Here is a 23,854-nt window from a genome sequence, read left to right on the forward strand (position 1 = left end):
TTTCCGCCCCAGACCTCACTCCACCCCCCGGCACGCGCCCCGGGGGCGCGTGCCGGGGGGTGGAGTGAGGTCTGGGGCGGAAAAACGAAGCCCCGCACCGGTGGGTGGTGCGGGGCCTCGAGCGTCAGTCGACCGTCCAGGTGTCCTTGCCCGTCAGCAGGGCCTGCAGGTCCGCCGGCTTCGCCGTCCTGGCCTGTTCCACCTGCGCGCGGGCCTGGTCGTCGTACGTGGGGCGGGCCACCTGGCGGAAGATGCCCGTCGGGGTGTGGTTGAGGTGCTGGTCGCCGATTCGGGACAACCCGAAGGCGTACGCGGTGTCCTGGATGGACGGGTCGTGGACGATCAGCTCGTCCTCCCCGACCTCGGCCACCTTCGCGATCTCGAAACCGCCCCAGCGGTTGGGTACCACGCCGTACTCGGCCTCCGGGCCGAAGCGGATCGGCTCGCCCGCGCGCAGCGGGATGATCCGGTGCGCGGCCTCGTCCTTGTCCTTCAGCACATCGAAGGCACCGTCGTTGAAGATCGGGCAGTTCTGGTAGATCTCCACCAGCGCCGAACCGCGGTGCTGCGCCGCCGCGGTGAGCACCTCCGTCAGGCCCTTCTTGTCACTGTCCAGCGCACGGCCGACGAACGTGGCCTCCGCGCCCAGCGCCAGCGAGATCGGGTTGAACGGCGTGTCCACCGAACCCATCGGCGTCGACTTGGTGACCGTGCCGGGGTCGGACGTCGGCGAGTACTGGCCCTTCGTCAGGCCGTAGATCCGGTTGTTGAACAGCAGGATCTTGATGTTCACGTTCCGCCGCAGCGCGTGGATCAGGTGGTTGCCGCCGATCGACAGCGCGTCGCCGTCACCGGTCACCACCCACACCGACAGGTCCGGCCGCGTCGTCGCCAGGCCGGTCGCGATCGCCGGGGCGCGACCGTGGATCGAGTGCATCCCGTAGGTGTTGAGGTAGTACGGGAACCGCGACGAACACCCGATGCCGGAGACGAACACGATGTTCTCGCGCTGCAACCCCAGCGTGGGCAGGAACGACTGCACCGTGTTGAGCACGACGTAGTCACCGCAGCCCGGGCACCAGCGCACTTCCTGGTCGGACTTGAAGTCCTTCGCCTTCTGGGGCTCGTCCGTGGTCGGCACCAGGTCCAGGCCACCGAGCTGGGGAAGACCGAGATCCGTGGCGGTCATCGGGTCAGCGCTCCTTCGATGATGTCGGTGAAGACGTGCTGCAGTTCCTCGGCCTTGAACGGCAGGCCGGCGACCTTGGTGTAGGAGTGCACGTCCACGAGGTACTTCGCCCGCAGCAGCAGCGCGAGCTGGCCCAGGTTCATCTCCGGCACCACGACCCTGTCGTAGCGGGCCAGGACCTCGCCCAGGTTGCGCGGGAACGGGTTCAGGTGCCGCAGGTGCGCCTGCGCGATCGGGATGCCCAGCTTGCGCACCCGCCGGGCCGCGGCGCCGATCGGGCCGAACGTCGAACCCCAGCCGAGCGCGAGCACCCGCGCCTCGCCGGACGGGTCGTCGACCTCCAGGTCCGGCACGTCGATGCCGTCGATCTTGGCCTGCCGCAGCCGGACCATGTGGTCGTGGTTGTCCGGGTCGTAGGAGATGTTGCCCTTGCCGTCCTGCTTCTCCAGACCACCGATGCGGTGCTCCAGCCCCGGGGTGCCGGGCACCGCCCACGCGCGGGCCAGCGTCTCCGGGTCACGCACGTACGGCCAGAACTCACCCGAGCCGTCCGCCGCGTTCGGCTCGGTGGCGAACTCCACCGAAAGATCAGGCAGGTCCTCGACGTCCGGGATCAGCCACGGCTCCGAGCCGTTGGCGTTCGCGCCGTCGGACAGGATCATCACCGGCGTCCGGTACTTCAACGCGATCCGCACCGCCTCGATCGCCGCCGCGAAGCAGTCCCCGGGGGACTGCGGCGCGATCACCGGCAGCGGCGACTCGCTGTTGCGGCCGAACATCGCCTGCAGCAGGTCGGCCTGCTCGGTCTTGGTCGGCAGACCGGTGGACGGCCCGCCGCGCTGCACGTCGATCACCACCAGCGGCAGCTCCAGCATCACGCCGAGGCCGATGGTCTCCGACTTCAGCGCCACCCCCGGCCCGGAGGTCGAGGTGACCCCCAGTGCCCCGCCGTAGGAGGCGCCCAGCGCGGCGCCGATGCCGGCGATCTCGTCCTCGGCCTGGAAGGTCAGCACGCCGAAGTTCTTGTGCCGGGACAGCTCGTGCAGGATGTCCGAGGCCGGCGTGATCGGGTACGTGCCCAGCAGCACCGGCAGCCCGGCCCGCTGCCCGGCCGCCACGATCCCGTACGCCAACGCCGTGTTGCCGGTGATCTGCCGGTAGGTGCCCTTGTTCAGCTTCGCCGGCGCCACCTCGTAGGTGGTGGCGAACGACTCGGTGGTCTCGCCGTAGTTCCAGCCCGCGCGGAAGGCCAGGATGTTGGCCTCGGCGATGTCCGGCTTCTTCGCGAACTTCTCGCGCAGGAACGCCTCGGTGCCCTCGGTGGGCCGGTGGTACATCCAGGACAGCAACCCGAGCGCGAACATGTTCTTGCACCGCTCGGCGTCCTTCTTGCCCAGCCCGGTGCCCTCCAGCGCCCCCTGCGTCAGGGTCGACATGGCGACCTTGTGCACCTGGAACGCCGACAGCGTGTCGTCCGCCAGCGGATCCGCGTCGTAGCCCACCTTGGTCAGGTTGCGCTTGGTGAACTCGTCGGTGTTGACGATGATCGTGCCGCCGTTGGGCACGTCCCGCAGGTTCGCCTTGAGCGCCGCGGGGTTCATCACCACCAGCACGTCCGGCCGGTCGCCGGGGGTCAGGATGTCGTAGTCGGCGAAGTGCACCTGGAACGACGAGACGCCCGGGATGGTGCCCTGTGGCGCGCGGATCTCGGCGGGGAAGTTCGGCAGCGTGGCCAGGTCGTTGCCGAAGGCCGCCGCCTCCGAGGTGAACCGGTCACCGGTCAGCTGCATACCGTCGCCGGAGTCGCCCGCGAACCGGATGACCACGCGGTCCAGCTTGGCGACTTCAGTGGGCCGGCTCGCCGACAGCACACCGTTGCCGTTCGTGCTCGTGCTCATGGGTCAGAGAATCCCTCTCTCCCGACAGGCCGCGTCTTCGTGGCCGGCTGGGCACACTTCCGCCGATACCTCCACCTTACTTGCTGTTCTGTGACGCGAATCGGCGGTGTGATCCCGGTTACCCGTAACTTACGGTAACATCTAGTTCCGCGTGGTGATCTTCGCCTGCATCGAGGCGAGCCGTTCCGCGAAGTCGGGGGAATTCAGCGACTTCACCTGCGGTTCGATCTCGGTGTCCACTGCGCGGGAATGCTCGGCCATGGTCGAGGTTTGCCGCATCGAGAACTTGGTCGCGAGGACCACCTCCCGCGGTGCGTCCGCCGCCGGTTTCGCCAGTTCCAGTGCCGCCTCCAGCAGGTCGTCGTGGTCGCCGTCCACGGTGCGCAACGTCAGCCCGGCCGCCTCGGCCGCCGCGGCGTCCAGCGACTGGCCGAACAACGTCATCGCCCGCGCCCGCTGGATACCCACCGCACGCTGCAGCATCCACGTGAATCCGCCGCCGGGGTGCAGGCCGAGTTCGAGGAACCGCGGGATGAACTTGGCGCGCGGGCCGGCGAGGCGGACGTCCGCGGCGAGCGCGAGGTTCAGCCCGGCGCCGACGGCAGGGTCGTCGACCGCCGCGATCGTCGGCAGCGGCGACCGGGCCACGGCGAGAAAACCCTCGTAGACCGCCCGCAGTCCCTCCTCCTGCGCGCTGCCCAGCGTCGTCAGGTCGGCTCCGGCGCAGAACGCCGGCGGGGTGCCGGTGACGACCAGCGCGTGCACGTTCCGGTCCTGCTCGGCGTCGGCGACGGCCTGGGCCAGTTCGGTGGAAAGCGCCAGGGTCAGCGAGTTTCGCCGCTGCGGGGCGTCGACGGTGATCACCGCGACTCGTCCGCGCCGTTCGGCCACGATGCGTTCGGTCATGACGGCCATCATGTCGTGGGGTTGGGCGGGCGCTCAAGGAGACGGGACAGCACCACGGTGGACACCGTCCGGTCGACGATCTCCAGCCCGCGCACCCGCTCCAGCGCCATCTCCAGCTGGTGGATGTCGGCGGCCCGCAGGTGCACGATGGCGTCCGCCGCGCCGGTCACCGTGTACGCGGCGACCACCTCCGGCAGCGGCTCCAGCCGCGCCCGGATGCGCGCCGGGGAGATGTTGCCGCGGCAGTGCACCTCGACGAACGCCTCGGTGCCCCAGCCCAGCGCCTCCGGGTCGACCACCGCCGTGAAGCCGCGTAGCACGCCGGTCTCCAGCAGCCGGTCGACCCGGCGTTTGACCGCCGGGGCGGACAGCCCGACGACCTTCCCGATCTCGGCGTAGCTGGCGCGCGCATTCGTGACGAGGCACGAAACGATCTGCTGATCGAGGGTGTTCACACGCAATGTTTAGCAGGTGAATGAGCATGAAACAGCGATTGCTTGTCCCTGAATCGAGCCATACCGTGAACTCATGACGACTCGGGTTCCGACTACCCGCCGGTACCTCATGTGCCCGCCCCGGTTCTTCGCCGTCGAGTACGCGATCAACCCCTGGATGGACCCGACGCAGCCGGTCAGCGCCGAGCGCGCGATGGAGCAGTGGCGCGAGCTGCGCGACACCTACCGCCGCCTCGGGCACACGGTCGAGGAGATCGAGCCGCAGCCCGGGCTGCCGGACATGGTCTTCGCCGCCAACTCCGGCACCGTCGTCGACGGCCGGGTGCTCGGCGCCCGCTTCCGCGCCCCGCAGCGCACCGCCGAGGCCGAGCACTTCCGCCGCTGGTTCGTCGAGCACGGCTACCGCGACGTCGTCATGCCGTCGTACGTGAACGAGGCCGAGGGCGACTTCGCCTGGACCGGCCGGATGCTGCTGGCCGGCACCGGGTTCCGCACCGACCCCGCCGCGCACGCCGAGGCCCAGGAGGTGCTCGGGGTGCCGGTGCTGTCGCTGCGGCTGACCGACCCGCGTTACTACCACCTGGACACCGCGCTGTTCGTGCTCAGCGAGGCGACCGACACCACGCCGGCGCAGATCGCGTACTACCCGGAGGCGTTCTCGGCCGGCTCGCGCCGCGTCCTGGCGCGCCTGTTCCCCGACGCGGTGCTCGCGACGGCGGCCGACGCGGAGTGCTTCGGCCTCAACGGCGTGTCCGACGGGCGCAACGTGGTGCTGCCGGTGGAGGCCACGGAGCTGGCCGACCGGCTCGCGGCTCACGGCTACGAACCGGTGCTCGTCGACATCTCCGAGCTGCGCAAGGCAGGCGGCGGTCCGAAGTGCTGCACGCTGGAGATCCGCAAGTAGGTCGCGGGTCTCATTTCGGGCTCGGTGGGCGAAACGCGGACGGTGTCTGTAACAGGGCCTTCGCGTCTCCCGAATCAGGAGCATGACCACCTGCCGACTCTGTGGCTCGACACAGCTGGCCAGCGTCGTCGATCTCGGGGCGACTCCGCCGTGCGAGGCGTTCCTGACCGAAGCGCGACTGGACGAGTCGGAAAATACCTTTCCGTTGCACCTGCGGGTGTGCACGGACTGCTGGCTCGCGCAGATCCCGCCGTTGATCACGCCGGAGGAAACGTTCACCGAATACGCGTACTTCTCGTCGTATTCGGAATCCTGGGTGGACCACGCGGGCCGGTTCGTCGCGGGTGCGGTGGACCGGCTGGGGCTGGACGGCGACTCGTTCGTCGTCGAGGTCGCCAGCAACGACGGGTACCTGCTCAAACACGTTGTGGCACAGGGCATCCGCTGCCTCGGCGTGGAGCCGTCGGTGAACGTCGGCCAGGCCGCCCGGGACGCGGGCGTGCCGACGCTGACCGCGTTCCTCGGGCCGGAGACCGGCGCGGCCGTCCGGGCCGGGCACGGGCCCGCGGATCTGGTGGTGGCCAACAACGTCTACGCGCACATCCCGGACGTCATCGGCTTCACCAAGGGCCTGCGCGCGCTGGTCGCCGACGACGGCTGGGTGTCGATCGAGGTGCAGCACCTGCTCACGCTCATCGAGAAAACCCAGTACGACACGATCTACCACGAGCACTTCCAGTACTACACGGTGGCTTCGGCGCAGCGGGCGCTCGCTTCCGGCGGGCTGTCCCTTGTGGACGTCGAGCTGCTGCCGACCCACGGCGGCTCCATCCGGCTGTGGGCCCGGCCTGCCGAAGCAGCGGGTGACCCGAGCCACCGCGTGATCGACGTGCTGGCCCGGGAGAAGGCCGCCGGGCTGCACGAGCTCTCCGGTTACACCGAGTTCGCCGCGCGGGTCGCCCGGGTGCGCCGCGACCTGCTGCGGTTCCTCGTCGACGCGGCCGACGCGGGCCGCACGGTGGCCGGCTACGGCGCGCCGGGCAAGGGCAACACCCTGCTCAACCACTGCGGCATCCGGCCGGACCTGCTCGCCTACACGGTCGACCGCAACCCCTACAAGCACGGCCGGTTCACGCCGGGCACGCGCATCCCGATCCTGCCGCCGGACCGCATCGCCGCGGACCGGCCCGACTACGTCCTGGTCCTGCCCTGGAACCTGCGGGACGAACTGACCCAGCAGCTGTCCTACGTCGGGGAGTGGGGCGGCAAGCTGGTCTTCCCCATACCCCGCCTGGAGATCGTCGAGGTGAACCCAACGTGAAGGTCGTCCTGTTCTGCGGCGGGTACGGAATGCGGATGCGCGGCGGCACCGCCTCCGACGTGCCCAAGCCCATGGCGATGGTCGGTCCCCGGCCGCTGATCTGGCACGTGATGCGGTACTACGCGCACTTCGGGCACACCGAGTTCATCCTGTGCCTCGGCTACGGCGCCCACCACATCAAGGACTTCTTCCTCAACTACGAGGAAACCACCTCCAACGACTTCGTGCTGCGCGGCGGCAAGGCGGAGCTGCTGTCCACCGACATCGCGGACTGGACGATCTCGTTCGTGCAGACCGGCATCGAATCGCCGATCGGGGAACGGCTGCGCCGGGTCCGGGAGCACCTCGGCGGTGACGAGATGTTCCTGGCCAACTACGCCGACGTGCTCACCGACGCGCCGCTGCCGTCGATGATCGAGCGGTTCGCGAAGTCCGACGCGGGCGCGTCCATGATGGTCGTGCCGCCGCAGTCGTCGTTCCACTGCGTGGAGATGGACGAGGGCGGCCTGGTCGGGTCGATCACCGCGGTGAGCGAGATGCCGCTGTGGGAGAACGGCGGGTACTTCGTGCTGCGCCAGGAGGTGTTCGACCACATCCCGGAGAACGGCGACCTGGTCGCCGACGGGTGCGCCGAACTGGCCAAGCGCGGCCGCCTGCTGGCCTACCCCTACCGCGGCTTCTGGAAGCCGACGGACACCGTCAAGGAGCGGTACGCGCTGGACGAGGGCTACACGCGCGGGGTGCGCCCGTGGGCGCTGTGGGACAAGGACCGAGTGCCGGCGTGACCGGGCTGGTTCCGGAACGGATCGAGCGGATCGTGGTGCTCGGCGCCCACTGCGACGACATCGCGATCGGCGCGGGCGGCAGCGACATCGTCCTTGGTACGACCGGGAGGCGCGGTACGCGGAGGCCTTCCACGTCAGGAAGTTGTGTCTCCAGCTGGAGGGCTGAGCCATGCGTGTGCTGCTGACCGGGCACAAGGGGTACCTGGGCACGGTGATGGCCCCGGTGCTCGCCGCCGCCGGGCACGAGGTGATCGGGCTCGACTCCGGCCTGTTCGACGAGTGCGTGCTCGGCCCGAAGCCGCACGACCCGCCCGGGCACCGGGTGGACCTGCGGGACGTCACGCCGGCGCAGGTGTCCGGTGTGGACGCCGTGATCCACCTGGCGGCGCTGTCCAACGACCCGCTGGGCGCGCTGGCGCCCGAGCTGACCTACGAGATCAACCACGAGGCCGCCGTCCGGCTGGCCCGGCTGGCGAAGGACGCCGGGGTGTCCCGCTTCCTCTACGCCTCCACCTGCTCGGTCTACGGCGCTTCCGGCGGGGCGGATCTGGTGAACGAGGACGCGCCGCTGCGGCCGGTGACGCCGTACGCGGAGTCGAAGGTGCTCGTCGAGGACGATCTGCACGCGCTGGCCGACGACGGCTTCTCCCCGGTCTACCTGCGCAACGCGACCGCGTTCGGCTTCTCGCCGCGGCTGCGGGCGGACATCGTGCTGAACAACCTGGTCGGGCACGCGTGCCTGTCCGGTGAGGTGCTGGTGCTCTCCGACGGCACGCCGTGGCGGCCGCTGGTGCACGCGCGAGACATCGCGCGGGCGTTCACCGCCGCGCTGGAAGCACCTCGCGAAGCGGTGCACGACAAGGCGTTCAACATCGGCACCGAGCGCAACAACGTGACCGTCGCCGAGATCGCCGAGCAGGTCGTGGAGGCCGTGCCGGGCTCGCGGCTGCGGATCACCGGCGAGGCCGGCGCCGACCCGCGGTCCTACCGGGTCGACTTCTCCCGCTTCCGCGCCGCGATCCCCGGCTTCACCTGCGAGTGGTCGGTCAAGGACGGTGCGGTCGAGCTGGTCGAGGCCTACCACCGGCACGGGCTGACCCGCTCCTCGTTCGAGCGCAGCTTCACCCGGCTCGCGCGGCTGAAGCAGCACCGCGAGGCCGGCGCGGTCGACGACACCCTGCGGTTCGTGTGATCGGTGGCGGAGTAGTGCGATGGCGGTGACGGGAAAGCCCGGTCGGCACCGGCTGGTGCGCGGGTCACCGCTGCGCGCGATGGCGGGCCGGCTCAGCTGGGGCCTCGGCGACCAGGCGGTGTCCAGCCTCAGCAACTTCTTCGTCGGCGTCGTCGTGGCCCGCTCGCTCGGCGCGGCGGCGTTCGGCGTCTTCACGCTCGCCTGGGTGACCTACGGCGTGGTGCTCGGCCTGTCCCGGGGACTGGCGACGGATCCGCTGGCCGTCCGGTTCAGCGGGGTCGCGACCGACCTCTGGCGGGGCGCGGTGGCGCGCTCCACCGCGACCGCACTGCTCGTCGGGACCGGCACCGGTGTGGTGAGCGCGCTGGCGGGGATCGCGATCGGCGGCTCCGTCGGTGGCGCGTTCGTCGCGCTCGGCGTCATCCTGCCGGGCCTGATGCTGCAGGACAGCTGGCGGTTCGCGTTCTTCGCCTCCGGGCAGGGGCACAAGGCCTTCGTCAACGACCTGGTGTGGACGGCCGCCCTGGTGCCGGCGCTGGTCCTGGCGGTGCTGCACGGCAGCGTGGTCGGTTTCCTGCTCGCGTGGGGGCTGTCGGCGGCGGTCGCCGGGCTGTACGGCTACTGGCAGACGCGGATGACGCCGACCTGGACCGGGGCGCGCGCGTGGGTGCGCGAGCACCGCGACCTGGGCAGCCGGTTCCTCGCCGAGAACGTCCTGGTGGCCGGGTCCGGGCAGCTCCGCATGTACGGGCTGGGCGCGATCGCCGGGCTGGCCGACGTCGGCGCGGTCCGCGGCTCCCAGTTGCTGCTCGGGCCGTTCATGGCGGTCCTGATCGGGTTGTCGCTGGTCACCGTCTCCGAGGCGGCGCGGGTGGTCCGGGAGCGGCCGCACCGGCTCCGCCTGTTCGCCCTGCTGCTCGGCGGCGGTCAGGCCGCCGCCGCGATGGCGTGGGGCGTGGCGCTGATGGTGCTGCTGCCCGAGTCCGTCGGCCGCTACCTGCTCGGCGACGTGTGGGAGTCGGCCGCCGCGCTGATCCTGCCGGCCACGCTCGCCATCGCCGCCGCGAGCTTCACCACCGGCTCCTCGTCCGCGTTGCGGGCGCTCGGCGCGGCGGGCCGCGGCCTGCGCGCCGAGGTGGTCACGTTCGCGGGCTACGTCGGGGGCGGGTTGATCGGCGCCGCGCTGGGCGGCGCCCTCGGCTCCAGCTGGGGCGCCGTCGTCGGCAGCGTGCTCGGCGCCGCGGCGCGGTGGCTCGAACTGGAGGCCTGCCTCCGTGAACGCGATCCGGCCGTCACATCCGAGGAAATGAGGACCACATGACCGGCACACCCCGGCTGAGCATCGGACTGCCCGTCTACAACGGCGAGGAGTACCTGGCCGAGTCCCTGGAAGCGCTGCTCGGCCAGACGTACGAGGACTTCGAGCTCATCATCTCGGACAACGCCTCGACCGACGGCACCGCGGACATCTGCCGCCGGTTCGCGAAACAGGACTCGCGGATCCGGTTCATCCCGCTGGCGAAGAACATCGGCGCCGCGCCCAACCACAACTTCGTGTTCCGCGAGGCGCGCGGCGAGCTGTTCAAGTGGGCCTCGCACGACGACCTGTACGGGCGGGACCTGCTGCGGCGGTGCGTGGACGCGCTGGACGAGCACCCGGAGGTGGTCCTCGCGCACGCCGGGACGGCCATCATCGACGGCCCGGGCGGGGTGACCGCGCCGTTCGAGTACCGGCTCGCCACGGACTCCCCGCACCCGCCGGCCCGGTTCCGCGCGCTGCTGTTCGCCGACGGCGGTGACGACTTCTACGGGGTGATCCGCTCGGCCGCGCTGCGCCGGGTCCGGCCGCACGACAGCTACCACCACGCCGACCGGACCTTCGTCGCCGATATCGCGCTGCAGGGCCCGTTCCACCAGGTCCCCGAGCTGCTGTACTTCCGGCGCGACCACCCGGACCGCGCGGAGCGGGCCAACAAGACCATCCGGTCCCGCTGCGCGAACCTGGACCCGAAGCGCGCCGACCCGCTCCGGCACCCGACCGCCCGGCTGCTCGGCGGCTACGTGTGGGGCTGGATCCGGATCGTCCAGCGCGCGCCGATCACACCCGCGCAGCGCCGCGAGTGCTACCGCCACCTGGGCGAGTGGCTGGCCCGGCGCGCGCTGCGGCGGGAACCGTCGGAGGAGTTCGCCCGCGTCGAGAACGACCTGGACGCCGTGGTCGACTCGGTGGTGGCCGGGCGCGGGGGCGAGTGATGCGCGTCGGCGTCTTCGGCCTGCTGGGACAGGGCAACCTCGGCAACGACGGTTCCCTGGCCGCCCTGCTGGACCACCTGCGGCGGGCGCACCCGGACGCGGTCGTGGACGCCCTGTGCGGCGGCCCGGAGGAGGTCAGCGGGCGGTACGGCATCCCGGCGCGGCGGCTGCACTGGTTCCGCTCGGAGACGCTGCCGGCCAAGGTGCTCGGCAAGGTCGCGGACCCGCTGTGGATCGGCCGCTGGGTGCGCCGCCACGACGTGGTGATCGTGCCCGGCATGGGAGTGCTGGAGGCGACGCTTCCGCTGCGGCCCTGGGGGTTTCCCTACTCGCTGCTGCTGCTCGGGCTGACCGCCCGCCTCACCGGCACCAAGGTCGCGCTCGTCAACGTCGGCGCCGACGTGGTCCGCCAGCGCGCCACCCGGTGGGTGATCACGCGCGCCGCGCGGCTCGCGCACTACCGGTCCTACCGGGACGAGCACTCGCGGCAGGCGATGGCCCGCATGGGCGTCGACGTGCGCGCCGACGCGGTGTTCCCGGACCTGGCGTTCGGGCTGGCCGATCCCGAGCCCCGGCCCTCGTCCGGCGCGGTCGGCGTCGGGGTCATGTCCTTCCACGGCGGCAACGACGACCGGGCCCGGGCCGGCGAGATCAACCGCGCCTACCTGACTACCGTGAAGCGGTTCGTGCGCCTGCTGGCCGACGAGGGACGGCCCGTGCGGCTGTTCACCGGCGACGCCGCCGACGACGAGGTGGTCGCCGAGATCCTCGCCGACCTGCCGGACGTCGACGTCACCGCCGAACCGCCGGCCTCGCTGACCGACCTCATGCGCCAGATGGCCGAGGTGGACGTCGTCGTCGCCACGCGCTACCACAACGTGCTGTGCGCGCTGAAGACCGGGAAGCCGGCGATCTCGCTGGGCTACGCGCGCAAGAACGACGTGCTGATGGAGGCGATGGGGCTCGGCGAGTTCGCCCTGTCCGCCCGGGAGCCGGACTTCGACCGGCTGGTGCGGCGGTTCCGCGAGCTGCTGGACCGGCGGGAGGAGCTGGTCGCCGTACTGGGGGAACGCAATCGTGTGACGACCGAGCGGCTCGCGCACCAGTTCGCCATGATGTCCGAATCCGTCGTCGAAGGGAGCCGGCCGTGAAGGCCGTACCGGTACCCGGCATCGCCGGGGCGTGGTTGTTCGAACCGACACCGCACGCCGACGCGCGCGGGTTCTTCTCGCGTACGTTCGACCGCGAGGTCGTCGCCTCCGTGGGCATCGACCCGGACGGCTTCGCGCAGGACAGCCTGTCCCGGTCGGTCAAGGGCGTGATCCGCGGAATGCACCTGCGCTCCGGCGCCGGAGAGGCCAAACTGGTCCGGTGCTCCTACGGCGAGGTGTTCGACGTCGTGGTCGACCTGCGTCCGGACTCGCCGACCTTCCGCAACACCGAGTACTTCCAGCTCTCCGGCGACACCCAGGTCAGCGTGTACGTGCCGGCGGGCTGCGCGCACGGCTTCCAGGCGCTGACCGACCCCGCCGACGTCTCCTACCGCATCGACCGGCCGCACGACCCGTCCGAGGACGTCACCATCGCCTTCGACGACCCGGACCTGGCCATCCCGTGGCCGCTGCCGGTCACCCTGACCTCCGACCGCGACCGGCGCGCGCCCGCGCTCGCCGAAGTTCTGAAGACCCTGAGGTGACAGTCATGGACGCCCAGTTCCTGCCCAGGTCCACCGAGCTCAACGAGCGCCTGCACCAGCTCGTGCCCGGTGGCGCGCACACCTACGCCAAGGGGGAGGACCAGTACCCCGAGGGGCTGGCGCCGGTCATCTCCCACGGCCGCGGCGCGCACGTGTGGGACGTGGATGGCAACTCCTACATCGAGTACGGCTCCGGGCTGCGGTCGGTGAGTCTCGGGCACGCGCACCCGCGGGTGGTCGAGGCCGTGCGGCGCGAGCTGGACCGGGGCAGCAACTTCGTGCGGCCCTCCACCGTCGAGCTGGCCGCGGCCGAGAAGTTCCTGGCGACCGTGCCGACCGCGGAGATGGTCAAGTTCGCCAAGAACGGCTCGGACGTCACCACCGCCGCGGTCCGGCTCGCGCGGGCGGCGACCGGGCGGCGGGTGGTCGCGATCTGCGCCGACCAGCCGTTCTTCTCCACCGACGACTGGTTCATCGGCACCACCGGCATGCCGGCCGGGATCCCGGACGAGATCGCCGCGCTGACCGTGCGGTTCCCGTACGGCGACCTGGCCGCGACCGAGGAGATCCTGCGGCAGCACGACGTGGCGTGCCTGGTGCTGGAGGCCGCGAGCGCGGTCGAGCCGCCGCCCGGGTACCTGGAGGGGCTGCGTGCGCTGGCCGACGCCTACGGCGTGGTGCTGATCTTCGACGAGATGATCACCGGTTTCCGCTGGTCGGAGGCGGGCGCGCAGGGCTACTACGGGGTGACGCCGGACCTGTCGACGTTCGGCAAGGCCCTGGGCAACGGGTTCGCGGTGTCCGCGCTGGCCGGCAAGCGGGAGCTGATGGAGCTGGGCGGGCTGCGGCACACGCGCGAGCGGGTGTTCCTGCTGTCCACCACGCACGGCGCGGAAACCCACTCGCTGGCCGCGGCGATGGCCGTCATGGACACCTACGTCCAGGAGGGCATCGCGGCGCGGCTGCACGCGCTCGGCGAGCGCCTGGCGTCCGGGGTGCGGGACGTGGCGGCGGCGATGGGCGTCGGCGAGCACGTCGTGGTGCGCGGCCGGGCGAGCAACCTGGTGTTCGGCACGCTCGACGAGCAGCTGCGGCCGTCCCAGCCGTACCGGACGCTGTTCCTGCGGCAGCTGGTCGCCGGGGGTGTGCTCGGGCCGTCGTTCGTGGTGAGCAGCGCCCTGACGGAGGCCGACATCGACCGGACGGTGGACGTGGTGGCCCAGGCGTGCACCGTGTACCGGAAGGCGCTGGACGCCCAGGACCCGACGCCGTGGATCGGCGGCCGCTCGGTCAAGCCGGTGTTCCGGCCGTACGCCTGACGGGGGGCGTCCGGCGTAACAGGGCGGTGGTCGTCCGCGACCCCCTGGTGAAGCCACCAGTTCCGGGAGGGCCGCCATGCGTGTACGGGCATCCGACATCTCGGCTCGCACCATCGGTGACGAGACGATCGTGCTCAGCCTGTCGACCTCGAAGTACTTCACCATCACCGGGGTCGGCACGCGGCTGTTCGAGCTGCTCGCCGAGGAGCGGTCGGTCGAGGACCTGGTCGGCGTGATCACCAGCGAGTACGAGATCGACGCGGACACCGCGCGCCGTGACATCGAGACCTTCCTCGGCCGGCTCCGCGATGCCCAGCTCCTCCACTGAGGCGCCGCCGCGGCTGTCCACACTGGACATCGCGGCCGGTCAGCCCCTCGGTGCCGCCCCGTTTCCGCTCGGCGTGCCCACGGACCCGGTGCGCGCGCTGCGGACCGCCCTGCGACCGGCGTTGCGGCGCGAGCCGTGTGTGATCGCCTTTTCCGGTGGGCGGGACTCGTCGGTGCTGCTGGCGGTCGCGGCCGATCTCGCCGCGCGCGAGGGGCTCGCGCCGCCGATCGCGCTGACCTTCCGCTACCCCGGTGACGCGGCCGCGGACGAGTCGGCCTGGCAGGAGGCGGTGATCCGGCACGTCGGCGTGGACACCTGGGTGCGCCGGGACATCGCCGGTGAGCTGGACCTGATCGGACCGCTCGTGCGGCCGGTGCTGCGTGCGCGCGGCCCGGTCTATCCGGCGGCGCTGGGCAACACGATGCTGCTCGCGTCGCACGCGCCGGGCGGCAGCCTGGTCACCGGCAACGCGGGGGACGAGGTGCTCGGCGGGCACCGGCTCGGAACGCTGCGTGCGGTGGCGCGCCGTCGTGGCCGCGGGGTGACCGGGGCCGATTGGGCGCGGTTCGCCGTGAGCGCGGCGCCCGCGTTCGCTCGTCGCCGGATCGCGCGCCGGTCGCTGCCGATGCCGTGGCTGCGGCCGGATCCGCGCCGCGTGGTGTGGCGCGCGGCCGCGGACCGCCCGTTGCGGTGGGAGACCAGCGTGCGCACCGCGTTGGCGACACGCGCGTTCGCGGTGGGATTCCGGACGCGGGCCGACGCGGCCGCGGAGTACGGCTGCGAGCTGGTGGAGCCGTTCGCCGATCCGTCGTTCGTCGCGTCCTACGCGGCTACCCGGCCGATGACCCGCGCGGCGGGCACCCGGCTGGTGGCCGACGGGCTGCTGCCGGAGGCCGTCCTCGCCCGGCGGGACAAGGCGCGGTTCAACGCCTCCCGCTTCGGGGCGCGCTCGCGTGAGTTCGCGCGTGACTGGGGTGGCACCGGTGTGGACGAATCGCTGGTCGACCCGGACGCGCTGCGGGCCGCGTGGCTGGCCGACGAGCCGCCGGCCGCCACCGCGATGCTGTTGCAGCAGGCCTGGCTGGCGGAGGCGACATGAGGTGGCGGCGACGGGCCCGGCTGGCCTGGGAGGTGCTGCGGGCGCTTCCGCCGATGGTGCGGATCGAGCTCGGCCTGCGGCGCTCGGACCTGCGGGAAACCTGCCGCCGGTTGGGGGTGCGCTGCGATCTGACCAGCACGGAACCACCCTCGGACGAGCTGCCGGTGCTGCCGCGGTGGTCGCGGGCGCCCATCCGGGCCTCGTACTTAGTGGTGTCGCGGTGGCCGGCCGGGGACACCTGCCTGCGCCAGTGCCTGCTCATCGGGCACCGGTTGCGGGACCTGGAGCCGGTGCTGCGGATCGGCGTGCGGCGTGCGGACGGCCGGTTCGCCGCGCACTCGTGGCTGGAGATCGACGGCAAGGCGCTGGACCCCACGGCGGCCCGGTACGCGGTTCTCGGATCGGCGGGGTGACCACAATGGACTTCACCTACCGGGCCCACGGGCTGACCGTCTGGAGCGACGTCGAGCTGGCGCTGCCACCCGGCGACGGCGGCGAGCCGGATCTGGTGCTGCGCCGGGGGCCCGATCACGCGGTGCCCCGGGCGGAGCTGCCCGGTCGCTGCCTGGCCGAGCTGGCGAAACCGGACGGGCGGGTGTTCTACACGCTCGCCACGGACGGGAACCGGACCGTGCTGCGGTACCCGTCGCTGTGCGAGTTCGCCGGCGACCCGCTGCTGCGTGAGGTGACCTACCACCTGGACCCGTCGGCCGATCACGGGTTGCTGACCGTGCTCGCGACGGGCGCGCTGCTGGCCGTGCACCTGACGCTGAACTCGCACCTGGTGCTGCACGCGAGCGCCGTGCGGGTCGACGAGCGGGCACTGGCGTTCGTGGGTGCGTCCGGGATGGGGAAGTCCACGCTCGCGGCGGCGTTGTGCGGGCTCGGGTGCGATCTGGTGGCCGACGACGTGCTGCGCGTCGATGCCGGCGGGATCGTGTACCCGGGGAGCACGGAGAACCGGCTGCGGATGGCCGCGCGCGGACTGGCGGACGAGGCCGCCGAGGAGGACGTGCGGCCGACCGCCGACGGTCGGCTGGCGTTGCGGTCCACCGTGTCCACGAACGCGTTGCCGCTGGCCGCGTGCGTGATCCCGCGGCCAAGTCGGTCCGTTGTGGACGTTTCGGTGGAGCGGCTGGCCGGGGCGCGGGCGTTCGTGCGGATGAGCCAGTTCCCGCGGGTGCTGGGCTGGCGCGATCCGGCGGTGATGGACTTCGCGTTCCAGCGGCTGGCCGATCTGGTGGCGGAGGTGCCGGTGTTCGAGGCGACGGTGCCGTGGGGGCCGCCGTTCCGCGACGAGGTGCTCAACACCTTGGCGGCCCTCACCTAACCCCACACGCGAGTCCCACGTTCCCGCACGCGAGTCCCACGTTCCCGCACGCGAGTCCCACGTTCGGGCATGCGTGTCCCACGTTCCTGCGCGCGTGTTCCACGTTCGGGTGCGCGAGTTCGCCGATCGCCCCGCGCGCCGGCAGCGGCGAAGTCGCGTGCCTGAGTGTGGGACTCGCGTGCTTGAGTGTGGGACTCGCGTGCTTGAGTGTGGGACTCGCGGGTGGGTCAGCGGTAGGCCGCTGACTGGAGGCGGTACAGCTCGGCGTACTGGCCGGCGCGGGCCATCAGCTCGTCGTGCGTGCCGCATTCCACCACGCGGCCCGCGTCGAGCACGTAGATCCGGTCGGCCATGCGGGTGCTCGAGAAGCGGTGCGAGATCAGCAGCGCGGCCCGCCCGCCGAGCATGGCCCGGACGTCGGTGAACAGCTCGTGCTCGGCGCGCGGGTCGAGCGCCGCGGCGGGTTCGTCCAGCACCACCAGCGAGGTGTCCCGGTACAGCGCCCGCGCCAGCGCGACCCGCTGCCACTGCCCGCCGGAGAGGTCGAAACCCTCGTCCAGGTCCCGGCCGAGCATCGTGTCCAGGCCGTGCGGCAGCTCGCGCGTCACGCCGAGCACGCCCGCGCGCCGGGCCGCGTCGTGCACCGACTCCTCGTCGGCGGGGCGGTCGCCGTCGCTGATCGTGATGTTGTCGCGCAACGTCATCTGGTACCGCACGAAGTCCTGGAAGATCACCGTCACCGACGCGCGGATGTCGGCGGGCGGGGCCTCCGCGCCGTCCCAGCGGCGCGTGCCCCGGTCCGGGTCGTACAGCCCGGCGACGATCTTGGCGAGCGTCGTCTTGCCGGAACCGTTCTCGCCGACCAGCGCGACCACCTCGCCCGCGCCGATCTCGATGTCCACCGAGTCGACCGCGGGCCGCTCCTGCTCGGGGTAGCGGAAGCCGACGTCCCGCAGCACGACGCCCCGCCGCAGCGGCCGCTTTTCCCCGGCGGCGGTCGAGCGCGGGGCCGACGCGACGAACCGTTCGAGGTCGGCCAGGAACGGCGCCGATTCGAGCAGCCCGCCGACCGAGGTGAACAGCGTGCCGAGCTGGCTGCTCAGCAACCGCACCGCGATCGCGGCCGCGCCCGCCGCGGGCAGGTCGATCCGGCCGCTGCGCACCAGCCCGACGATCGGGCGCAGCGCGGCCGTCAGCGACAGCGCGACACCGATCGTGGTGAGCCCGGCGATCAGCTGGCGCCGCCGGACCTGCTGCCGCAGCGCGCCGTTGATCTCGGTGTTGAGCTCGGCGTGCCGCGCCCGCAGCGGTTTCGTCGAGTGGAACGCGCGCAGCTCGGCCGCGTACGGGCGCTGGGTGAGCAGCTGGCGCAGGTAGTTGCGGCGGCGGAACAGCGGCGTCAGCCGGTGGGCGAACGCGAACTCGGTGCGGCTGGCCCACCGCGCGAGCAGCACCGCGGGCAGCCCGGCGGCGAGCAGGACCGGCACCAGCAGCGGTTCGACCCCGATCAGCACCGCCGACATCGTGACCACCCCGAGCAGGCTCCCGGTCAGCCCGAGCAGCGCGGTGGTCACGGCGAACGGCCGGGTCAGCGCGTTCTGCTGGACGCGTTCCAGCGACGTGGCGAAGCCGGCGGACTCGTAGGTCACCAGGTCCGCGCGGGCGGTGGTGTCCAGCACCCGGTCCCAGACCCGCTGCGAGACGCGTTCGCCGAGCAGCCGGTGCTGCTGGGTCTGCAGGGCGCCGACCGAACCGGACAGCGCGGTCATGAACGCCAGTGCCAGCAACGAAACGGTGAGGCCGAAGCGCGCGTGTTCCGGCTGCAGCAACGCGTCGAAGGTGAGCTTGCTCGCCGCGACCACGCCGAGCGCGCCGAGTGCGCCGATGATCTGGTAGACCGCCGCGGTGGCCGTGCCGGCGCGGTCGGCCGCCGCGACCTCCCGCGCCGCGGCCGTGATCAACCGCGGCGTGGCCGCGATGCGTCTGATCCCCACCGCCGAATCGTACCGCCGGGGAAACGAATTCCCGGAATTGTTCCGGTACCGGTTGGACAACTTCACCAGCACATTCTCCGGGCGGTTGTAACGGAATGGGTCATTCGGGCGAATCCCGGTCGAGGTCCTTCGGCTCTCCTTCGTCGACGAGCAACGGAAAGGAGTGACATGAAGAAAGAATACGCCGCGCCGGGCATCGACGACATCGGCACGTTGTCCGAGCTCACGCTGGGTCAGTCGGCGGGAACGCGGCTCGACGCCGATTTCGCCGCCGGCACCCTCTTCGGTGATCTGACCTTCTCGTGACACGGGTTTTCCCGTTCCGGCCAGTAGTGGGGGGAGGTGAACACATGCGCGAGCCCTACACCACCCCGGAAATCACCCTGTTGGGTTCGGTGATGGACTTGACACAGCAAAACCTGTTCGGTTCGTCCCCGGACAACCTGACGTGGGCGATACCGATCCTCGGCGATCGCGACGCGTATTCGTGATGGTTTTCCCGGTCGCGGGGACAGGTGGTCGGGTGATCGCCTGTCCCCGTCGGCCGGCTGTGCGGAAGTGAGCACCCGGTGACGCTGTACACAATGGACCGACTGGAGATCGCGGGCGGCTGGATCAACGGGTACGACCTCATCCCGTTGCCGCTGGGCGATCCGGGCGAGCCGCGGCGGGTGCTCGACCGGATCCTGCTCGGGCACCTGACGCGCACGCCGTGCCTGGTCGCCTTCTCCGGCGGCCGCGACTCCTCGGCGCTGCTGGCCGCGGCGGTGGCGCTGGCCCGGCGCGAAGGGCTGCCGCCGCCGGTGCCGATCACGCTGCGGTACCCGGCCGCGCCCGCGTCGGACGAAACGTCGTGGCAGGACGCCGTGCTCGCGCACCTCGGGGTCACCGAACGCATCGTGCTGACCGTGGGCGACGAGCACGATCCGGTCGGTCCGATCGCGACGGCGGTGCTGCGGCGGCACGGGCTGGTGTGGCCGCCGAACTTCGCGCCGACCTGGCGGATGATGGACGCGGCCCGCGGTGGCGTGCTGCTGACCGGCGAGGGTGGCGACGAGGTGTTCGGGCTGAAGCGGATCACGCCGCTGACCAAGGTGCTCAAGGCGCGCGGGCGGGTCCGGGCCCGGGTGTTTCCGGATGCGGTGCGTGCGCTGGCGCCCGCGTCCGTGCGGCGGCGGGCGGCGCTGCGCGCGAGGTACCGGCGCCCGTGGCTGCGGCCCGCGGCGGAGGAGGTGCTCGCGGAACGGGACGCGGCGGACGCGGCGGCGTACGAGTTGCACGCCGGCCGGCACGCGTGGCAGTTCACGACGCGCCGCTGCGCGCGGCTGGGCTACCGCACGGTGCGCGCGCTGGGGTCCGAACTGGACTGCCGGTACGTGCAGACCTTCGCCGAGCCGGACTTCGTGGCGGCGATCGCGCGGGCCGCCGGGTTCTGGGGGTGGAGCGGCCGGACGGCCACGATGCGTGACCTCTTCGGCGACCTGCTGCCCCGCGAAATCCTGGAACGCACCAGCAAAGCGGACTTCACGGGCGCGGTGTTCACCGACCGGACACGCACGTTCGCGCGCGCGTGGACCGGTCGCGGGGTGGACGAGGAGCTGGTGGACCCGGCGGCGCTGCGGGACAACTGGCTCGCGCCGAGCCCGCACGCGCCGTCGATGACGCTGCTGCAACAGGCCTGGCTGGCGACCAGCGGTTGACTCGCGGAATCCCGCGCGGCGACAGCCGGCGGAGTTCACCGGCTCACCGGGACCCGGTGGGCGAGCCCTTCCGCACCTCGCGCAGGGCGTAGGTGAACCGGCTCAACGGGCTCCGGTGCCGGGCGGCCGTGTAGCTCGCGTCCGGGAAGACCAGCGCCCGCAGGTACGCGGGCTTGTCGCGCCACGGCAGGACCCGCAGCGTCGCCACCGCCTGTGCCGCGAACGTCTTGTCCGGTGTCGTGTGCAGGCCGAGCCACGATTCGTCCCGCCGGCACGGCACGTAACCGACCGCCCAGTGGGCCAGCTCGCCCGGGACCTTGATCCCGAGCAGCCGCACCGTGTCGGCCACCGCGGCGGCCACCACCGCCTCCGCGCCCCACGACGCGGCCGTCCGCCGCACCGGCTCCGGGTTCCCGTCCACCACCCGCAGCATCTCCGCCACGTCCCGCAGCGAACCGAGCCGCAGCGGCCAGTCCCCGAGTGCGGCGTGGTAGCAGGCGTGCAGGAACCGGTTCGGCAGCGACAACGCCCGCACCGCCCGCCCGCCGATCGCGAACTCCTGCCCCGCGTCCCACACCGCGTCCAGGTCGACCCGCCGCCCCCACGGGCCCAGCACGAACGTGCGGTGCAGGTCCAGCTCGTACCCGGCGGGCGGGCGCAACGTCATGCCCTTGTCGAACCGCCGGTCGAACCCCGGCCGCGGCTCGGCGAGCGTCCGCCGGAAACCCGCCGTCGCGAGCACCGCCACCGTCCGGTCGATGTCCCCGGCCCGCACCAGCACGTCGAGGTCGTTGAACGACCGCAGCGCCGGATCGGAGTAGTCCAGGTGCGCCACGGCCGTCCCCTTCAGCACCCGCGCCTCGATGCCCGCCCCGGTCAGCAGGTCCAGGATCCGCAACAGCTCGTGCTCCAGCACCAGCACCCGCATCTGGTTGGTGGCGTGCGCGGAGGCCGCCTCCCGCGCCTGCGCACCGGTCGCCGGGAACGCGCCCGCGGCGATCGCCGCGGTCAGCAACCCGGTCATCCGGTGCTTCCGCGCCGCCGCCAGCAGCCCCGGCCAGTCCTCGGCGCGCACCGGTCGCGCGGGCATGGCCCGGTCGGTCCCCGGCAGGCGATACGCCGCGGCGGCGAGCAGCGCCGCCGGGTACTCGCGTTCGTCACACAGCCTGCGGCCCATCCGGCTCTCCGCTCATCCGTCTCCAGATCCGGTCGATCAGCCCCGCCGTCGCCGGGACGACCGCCACCGCGGCGCAGAACCCGCCGATCGTGTCGGTCGCGTAGTGGGCGTTCAGCCCGACCTGCGCCCACGCCGCGTAGGAGCCGGTCACCAGCGCGCACGCCAGCACAACCACCGGACCCGCGCGCCACCGCCGGGCCAGCGGCAGCGCCACCACCAGCGTCACCGCCGTGACGAACGCCGTGTGCCCGCTCGGATAGGACAGGTGGATCACGTGGATCGTCCGGTCCGTCAACGGTTTCCCGAGCGTGGTCACCGCGACCGTCAGCCCGGGACCGGCGATCGCGAGCGCCAGCACACGCCACCGCCGGAGCACCGTGAGCGTCACCGCCAGCAGCACCGTCAGGACCATCGATCCCCTGGGCTCACCGAAGAAGTCGATCGCGATCGCCGCCGACCAGGCGGCGTCGACCGACTCGGTCGCGGCCGGCTGCACCCACGCGTCGAACCACCCCGGCTCGCTGTGGCCGGCGTAGAGCACGCCCAGCAGCACGACGACCAGCGCGGCGGCGACCGCGACCGGGTTCAGCACCCGTGCCGCGGGGGCGGGCAGCAGCGGTGGGTTCCGCCGCGGCACGAGTGATCTCCGCAGCCCAGTCATCGCGTCCTGGCCAGCAGGATCCAGTCCGCGGTGATCTCGGCCTCCGTGAAGTGCTCGGCGAGGTAGGCGCCGTAGACCTCGCGCAGCGCGGTGACGGTCTCCGCGCAGCAGCCCTGGCCCTCGGTCAGGCGCGGGATCATCACCCAGTCCACGTTGCCGAAGGCCCGGTCCGCGTCCGGGTGCACGGAGCGGTCGAAGCTGATGCCGACGTCCCACCACAGCGGGCCGCCGGTCGCGGGCGGCAGGGACAACGCGAACGAGAACGGGTTCGCCAACGCGATCGTCGCCACCGTGTCCGCGGGCCCGGCGTGCCGCCGCAGCAACGCCACGCCGTCGTTGATCATCGCCGGGACGGCGTTCGCTGTGCGGTACGCGGTCTGCCACTGCGCGTCGGCGGGAACCACGAAGTCCCGCAGGCCCGGAGCGGCCATGCGCTGGCTCGCCGGCGGAGCCGCCACGTAACCGTGCTCGCTCGCGGCGCGGCCCAGCGCCAGGGTGTCCTTCCCGGCGATCGGCCCGGCGGTCGCGGTCGCCGGGGCCGCCACCCCCGCGAGCACCAGCGCCGGGGTCCGCACCTTCGGCGCGAGGACCACCAGGAGCAGCAGCGGGAGAACCACCAGCGCAGGCAGATCGCCGTGCTCGGCGGTGTTGGCCGAGGCCACCAGCACGCTGGACACCCACACGTATCCGGCGGCCACGGCCGTCTTGAGGATCGGGCGCGAAGGCAGCTCCAGCCGGCGTGCCCGGAGGATCAACGCGACGACGACGGCCGCGGTGAGCAGCAGCACCGGGGCGGTGTAGGCGGCGCTGCGCATCAGCATCCCGAGCCGTTGCCCGCCCTGGGAACCGCCGGCGTGCACGAGGTCGGCGAGGTAGCCGGCGATCCCGATGCCGAACGTCAGCCGCATGACGACCGCGACGCCGAGGAAGGCCGCGACCGCGGCGGCGCCGAACCGGAGGTTGCGGGGCAGCGTGCCCAGCACGAGACCGACCACGACCGCGGCCGCGCCGGCCGCGAAGAAGTTGGCCTTGCAGTAGAACATCAGCCCCAGCAGGAAACCGAGCACGAGCCCCTCGGCGACCGCGCGCCGCGTGGTGAGCGGCGCACGCGGCCGGATCAGCACGAGCAGCAGCAGCGTCGCGTACAGCACCCAGCCGTAGCGGTTGTAGAGCATCGCGTACGTGGTGGTCCACGGCGAATACCCGAGCGGGCGGGGCGTGACCACCAGCAGCGCCAGGAAGACCGTGAACCCGGCCGCGTGCACCGCGGGCAGCCGCCGGCGCGCGACGAACCAGGCCAGCGGCGCGGTGATCGCGAGGAAGAGCGCACCGGCGTAGACCACCGCGGTCAGCGACGGGACCGCCTGCACCTTCATCCCCAGGCTGACCAGCCCGTACACCAGCGGCCCGATCGGGTTCTCGAAGTCGGTGCTGGGCACCTGACCCCCGGTCATCCGGTAGGCGCCGTCGAGCAGGATGAACACGTCCCAGGGCGCGGACATCGGCGCCGGTCCGGACCACAGCCACACCCCGCCCAGCCCGGCGACGAGCACGAGCGTCACGACCGGCCAGAGCCAGGGTCGCCGGTCGCGGCGGTCCGCGGGCTCCGCCGCGACGCGCGCGTCGATGGCCGGTTTCGTCATCGGG

General features: G+C 72.2%; 24 protein-coding genes and 1 pseudogene. 17 read left to right on the forward strand and 8 right to left on the reverse strand.

The genetic code is table 11. The features are described 5' to 3' along the window. Positions 1–124 precede the first annotated feature (124 nt). From D0D15_RS15775 to D0D15_RS15790, 4 genes are all read right to left on the reverse strand, one after another. Positions 125–1,189, reverse strand: a complete 1,065-nt coding sequence (locus tag D0D15_RS15775) for a 2-oxoacid:ferredoxin oxidoreductase subunit beta (RefSeq protein ID WP_094003776.1) — start codon at positions 1,187–1,189, stop codon at positions 125–127. After that, positions 1,186–3,087 carry a 2-oxoacid:acceptor oxidoreductase subunit alpha gene (locus D0D15_RS15780; protein WP_094003777.1) on the reverse strand — a complete coding sequence of 634 codons (1,902 nt, stop codon included), beginning with the start codon at positions 3,085–3,087 and terminating at the stop codon, positions 1,186–1,188. The genes D0D15_RS15775 and D0D15_RS15780 overlap by 4 nt, the downstream gene beginning before the upstream one ends. A 141-nt stretch (positions 3,088–3,228) precedes the next feature. After that, positions 3,229–3,993 carry an enoyl-CoA hydratase gene (locus tag D0D15_RS15785; RefSeq protein WP_115944535.1) on the reverse strand — a complete coding sequence of 255 codons (765 nt, stop codon included), beginning with the start codon at positions 3,991–3,993 and terminating at the stop codon, positions 3,229–3,231. An 8-nt stretch (positions 3,994–4,001) separates the two neighbouring features. Further along, on the reverse strand, positions 4,002–4,448 hold the full coding sequence (locus tag D0D15_RS15790) for an Lrp/AsnC family transcriptional regulator (protein WP_094003778.1): 447 nt from the start codon (positions 4,446–4,448) through the stop codon (positions 4,002–4,004). 73 nt (positions 4,449–4,521) lie between these two features. Between D0D15_RS15790 and ddaH the strand changes: the two genes are divergently transcribed. From ddaH to D0D15_RS15860, 14 genes and pseudogenes are all read left to right on the forward strand, one after another. Continuing rightward, on the forward strand, positions 4,522–5,352 hold the full coding sequence (gene ddaH / locus D0D15_RS15795) for a dimethylargininase (protein WP_233157083.1): 831 nt from the start codon (positions 4,522–4,524) through the stop codon (positions 5,350–5,352). A gap of 82 nt (positions 5,353–5,434) precedes the next feature. Beyond that, positions 5,435–6,673, forward strand: a complete 1,239-nt coding sequence (locus tag D0D15_RS15800) for a class I SAM-dependent methyltransferase (protein WP_115944528.1) — start codon at positions 5,435–5,437, stop codon at positions 6,671–6,673. Next, the gene (locus tag D0D15_RS15805; RefSeq protein WP_094003781.1) at positions 6,670–7,458 is read left to right on the forward strand and encodes a sugar phosphate nucleotidyltransferase; all 789 of its coding nucleotides are present in this window, start codon (positions 6,670–6,672) and stop codon (positions 7,456–7,458) included. Before D0D15_RS15800 ends, D0D15_RS15805 begins: the two co-directional genes overlap by 4 nt. Continuing rightward, positions 7,455–7,553: pseudogene (locus D0D15_RS37015) on the forward strand (PIG-L family deacetylase); the annotation flags it as partial. The gene D0D15_RS15805 and the pseudogene D0D15_RS37015, both read left to right, overlap by 4 nt. Before the next feature lie 74 nt (positions 7,554–7,627). After that, positions 7,628–8,650 carry an NAD-dependent epimerase/dehydratase family protein gene (locus D0D15_RS15815; protein ID WP_094003783.1) on the forward strand — a complete coding sequence of 341 codons (1,023 nt, stop codon included), beginning with the start codon at positions 7,628–7,630 and terminating at the stop codon, positions 8,648–8,650. Between the two features lie 19 nt (positions 8,651–8,669). After that, positions 8,670–9,971, forward strand: coding sequence for an MATE family efflux transporter (locus D0D15_RS15820; protein ID WP_094003784.1), 1,302 nt, complete (start codon positions 8,670–8,672; stop codon positions 9,969–9,971). After that, positions 9,968–10,903 carry a glycosyltransferase family 2 protein gene (locus tag D0D15_RS15825; protein ID WP_115944529.1) on the forward strand — a complete coding sequence of 312 codons (936 nt, stop codon included), beginning with the start codon at positions 9,968–9,970 and terminating at the stop codon, positions 10,901–10,903. The genes D0D15_RS15820 and D0D15_RS15825 overlap by 4 nt, the downstream gene beginning before the upstream one ends. After that, on the forward strand, positions 10,900–12,054 hold the full coding sequence (locus tag D0D15_RS15830; protein WP_115944530.1) for a polysaccharide pyruvyl transferase family protein: 1,155 nt from the start codon (positions 10,900–10,902) through the stop codon (positions 12,052–12,054). The genes D0D15_RS15825 and D0D15_RS15830 overlap by 4 nt, the downstream gene beginning before the upstream one ends. Continuing rightward, positions 12,051–12,599, forward strand: a complete 549-nt coding sequence (locus D0D15_RS15835; RefSeq protein WP_094003787.1) for a dTDP-4-dehydrorhamnose 3,5-epimerase family protein — start codon at positions 12,051–12,053, stop codon at positions 12,597–12,599. The genes D0D15_RS15830 and D0D15_RS15835 overlap by 4 nt, the downstream gene beginning before the upstream one ends. A 5-nt stretch (positions 12,600–12,604) precedes the next feature. Beyond that, the gene (locus tag D0D15_RS15840; protein ID WP_094003788.1) at positions 12,605–13,918 is read left to right on the forward strand and encodes a glutamate-1-semialdehyde 2,1-aminomutase; all 1,314 of its coding nucleotides are present in this window, start codon (positions 12,605–12,607) and stop codon (positions 13,916–13,918) included. 76 nt (positions 13,919–13,994) lie between these two features. Continuing rightward, positions 13,995–14,246, forward strand: coding sequence for a PqqD family protein (locus D0D15_RS15845; protein WP_094003789.1), 252 nt, complete (start codon positions 13,995–13,997; stop codon positions 14,244–14,246). Beyond that, entirely contained in the window at positions 14,194–15,345 is a 1,152-nt protein-coding gene (locus tag D0D15_RS15850; protein ID WP_233157085.1) for an asparagine synthase-related protein, read from the forward strand. The genes D0D15_RS15845 and D0D15_RS15850 overlap by 53 nt, the downstream gene beginning before the upstream one ends. Continuing rightward, positions 15,342–15,758 (forward strand): lasso peptide biosynthesis B2 protein, encoded by a 417-nt coding sequence (locus D0D15_RS15855; protein WP_233157086.1) that lies wholly within the window; start codon positions 15,342–15,344, stop codon positions 15,756–15,758. The genes D0D15_RS15850 and D0D15_RS15855 overlap by 4 nt, the downstream gene beginning before the upstream one ends. Before the next feature lie 5 nt (positions 15,759–15,763). After that, positions 15,764–16,675, forward strand: coding sequence for a hypothetical protein (locus tag D0D15_RS15860; RefSeq protein WP_094003791.1), 912 nt, complete (start codon positions 15,764–15,766; stop codon positions 16,673–16,675). A 227-nt stretch (positions 16,676–16,902) separates the two neighbouring features. On the opposite strand, the gene D0D15_RS15865 is transcribed toward D0D15_RS15860, so the two are convergent. Next, positions 16,903–18,669: an ABC transporter ATP-binding protein gene (locus D0D15_RS15865; RefSeq protein WP_115944536.1), complete on the reverse strand. Its 1,767-nt coding sequence runs from the start codon at positions 18,667–18,669 to the stop codon at positions 16,903–16,905. Positions 18,670–18,837: 168 nt separating this feature from the next. On the opposite strand from D0D15_RS15865, the gene D0D15_RS15870 reads away from it, so the two are divergent. The 3 genes from D0D15_RS15870 to D0D15_RS15875 all read left to right on the forward strand — a co-directional run bounded on the left by D0D15_RS15870 (position 18,838) and on the right by D0D15_RS15875 (position 20,369). Beyond that, entirely contained in the window at positions 18,838–18,975 is a 138-nt protein-coding gene (locus tag D0D15_RS15870; RefSeq protein WP_115944531.1) for a putative RiPP precursor, read from the forward strand. A 44-nt stretch (positions 18,976–19,019) separates the two neighbouring features. Continuing rightward, complete coding sequence (locus tag D0D15_RS36325) at positions 19,020–19,160, forward strand: hypothetical protein (protein WP_167481515.1); 141 nt, start codon at positions 19,020–19,022, stop codon at positions 19,158–19,160. A 93-nt stretch (positions 19,161–19,253) separates the two neighbouring features. After that, positions 19,254–20,369 carry an asparagine synthase-related protein gene (locus D0D15_RS15875; RefSeq protein WP_094003792.1) on the forward strand — a complete coding sequence of 372 codons (1,116 nt, stop codon included), beginning with the start codon at positions 19,254–19,256 and terminating at the stop codon, positions 20,367–20,369. 43 nt (positions 20,370–20,412) lie between these two features. Here the strand turns inward: D0D15_RS15875 and D0D15_RS15880 are convergent, their stop codons facing one another. Genes D0D15_RS15880 through D0D15_RS15890 form a run of 3 tightly spaced genes read right to left on the reverse strand, consistent with a single transcriptional unit; the run spans position 20,413 to position 23,850 of the window. Beyond that, the gene (locus tag D0D15_RS15880; protein ID WP_094003793.1) at positions 20,413–21,546 is read right to left on the reverse strand and encodes a nucleotidyltransferase family protein; all 1,134 of its coding nucleotides are present in this window, start codon (positions 21,544–21,546) and stop codon (positions 20,413–20,415) included. Then, positions 21,527–22,183 carry a phosphatase PAP2 family protein gene (locus D0D15_RS15885; RefSeq protein WP_094003794.1) on the reverse strand — a complete coding sequence of 219 codons (657 nt, stop codon included), beginning with the start codon at positions 22,181–22,183 and terminating at the stop codon, positions 21,527–21,529. Before D0D15_RS15885 ends, D0D15_RS15880 begins: the two co-directional genes overlap by 20 nt. 20 nt (positions 22,184–22,203) lie before the next feature. Next, positions 22,204–23,850, reverse strand: coding sequence for a hypothetical protein (locus tag D0D15_RS15890; RefSeq protein ID WP_115944532.1), 1,647 nt, complete (start codon positions 23,848–23,850; stop codon positions 22,204–22,206). Positions 23,851–23,854: the final 4 nt, after the last annotated feature.

The sequence above is a fragment of the Amycolatopsis thermalba genome (genome assembly GCF_003385215.1).
In the GTDB taxonomy this organism is placed as follows: Bacteria; Actinomycetota; Actinomycetes; order Mycobacteriales; family Pseudonocardiaceae; genus Amycolatopsis_E; species Amycolatopsis_E thermalba.

What these genes read in the sequence shown, in the direction of transcription:
- D0D15_RS15775 (WP_094003776.1), bottom strand. Translation starts at nt 1,189, where the DNA reads ATGACCGCCACGGATCTCGGTCTTCCCCAGCTCGGTGGCCTGGACCTG.
- D0D15_RS15780 (WP_094003777.1), bottom strand. Translation starts at nt 3,087, where the DNA reads ATGAGCACGAGCACGAACGGCAACGGTGTGCTGTCGGCGAGCCGGCCC.
- D0D15_RS15785 (WP_115944535.1), bottom strand. Translation starts at nt 3,993, where the DNA reads ATGACCGAACGCATCGTGGCCGAACGGCGCGGACGAGTCGCGGTGATC.
- ddaH (WP_233157083.1), top strand. Translation starts at nt 4,522, where the DNA reads ATGACGACTCGGGTTCCGACTACCCGCCGGTACCTCATGTGCCCGCCC.
- D0D15_RS15800 (WP_115944528.1), top strand. Translation starts at nt 5,435, where the DNA reads ATGACCACCTGCCGACTCTGTGGCTCGACACAGCTGGCCAGCGTCGTC.
- D0D15_RS15815 (WP_094003783.1), top strand. Translation starts at nt 7,628, where the DNA reads ATGCGTGTGCTGCTGACCGGGCACAAGGGGTACCTGGGCACGGTGATG.
- D0D15_RS15820 (WP_094003784.1), top strand. Translation starts at nt 8,670, where the DNA reads ATGGCGGTGACGGGAAAGCCCGGTCGGCACCGGCTGGTGCGCGGGTCA.
- D0D15_RS15825 (WP_115944529.1), top strand. Translation starts at nt 9,968, where the DNA reads ATGACCGGCACACCCCGGCTGAGCATCGGACTGCCCGTCTACAACGGC.
- D0D15_RS15840 (WP_094003788.1), top strand. Translation starts at nt 12,605, where the DNA reads ATGGACGCCCAGTTCCTGCCCAGGTCCACCGAGCTCAACGAGCGCCTG.
- D0D15_RS15845 (WP_094003789.1), top strand. Translation starts at nt 13,995, where the DNA reads ATGCGTGTACGGGCATCCGACATCTCGGCTCGCACCATCGGTGACGAG.
- D0D15_RS15855 (WP_233157086.1), top strand. Translation starts at nt 15,342, where the DNA reads ATGAGGTGGCGGCGACGGGCCCGGCTGGCCTGGGAGGTGCTGCGGGCG.
- D0D15_RS15860 (WP_094003791.1), top strand. Translation starts at nt 15,764, where the DNA reads ATGGACTTCACCTACCGGGCCCACGGGCTGACCGTCTGGAGCGACGTC.
- D0D15_RS15870 (WP_115944531.1), top strand. Translation starts at nt 18,838, where the DNA reads ATGAAGAAAGAATACGCCGCGCCGGGCATCGACGACATCGGCACGTTG.
- D0D15_RS36325 (WP_167481515.1), top strand. Translation starts at nt 19,020, where the DNA reads ATGCGCGAGCCCTACACCACCCCGGAAATCACCCTGTTGGGTTCGGTG.
- D0D15_RS15875 (WP_094003792.1), top strand. Translation starts at nt 19,254, where the DNA reads ATGGACCGACTGGAGATCGCGGGCGGCTGGATCAACGGGTACGACCTC.
- D0D15_RS15880 (WP_094003793.1), bottom strand. Translation starts at nt 21,546, where the DNA reads ATGGGCCGCAGGCTGTGTGACGAACGCGAGTACCCGGCGGCGCTGCTC.
- D0D15_RS15890 (WP_115944532.1), bottom strand. Translation starts at nt 23,850, where the DNA reads ATGACGAAACCGGCCATCGACGCGCGCGTCGCGGCGGAGCCCGCGGAC.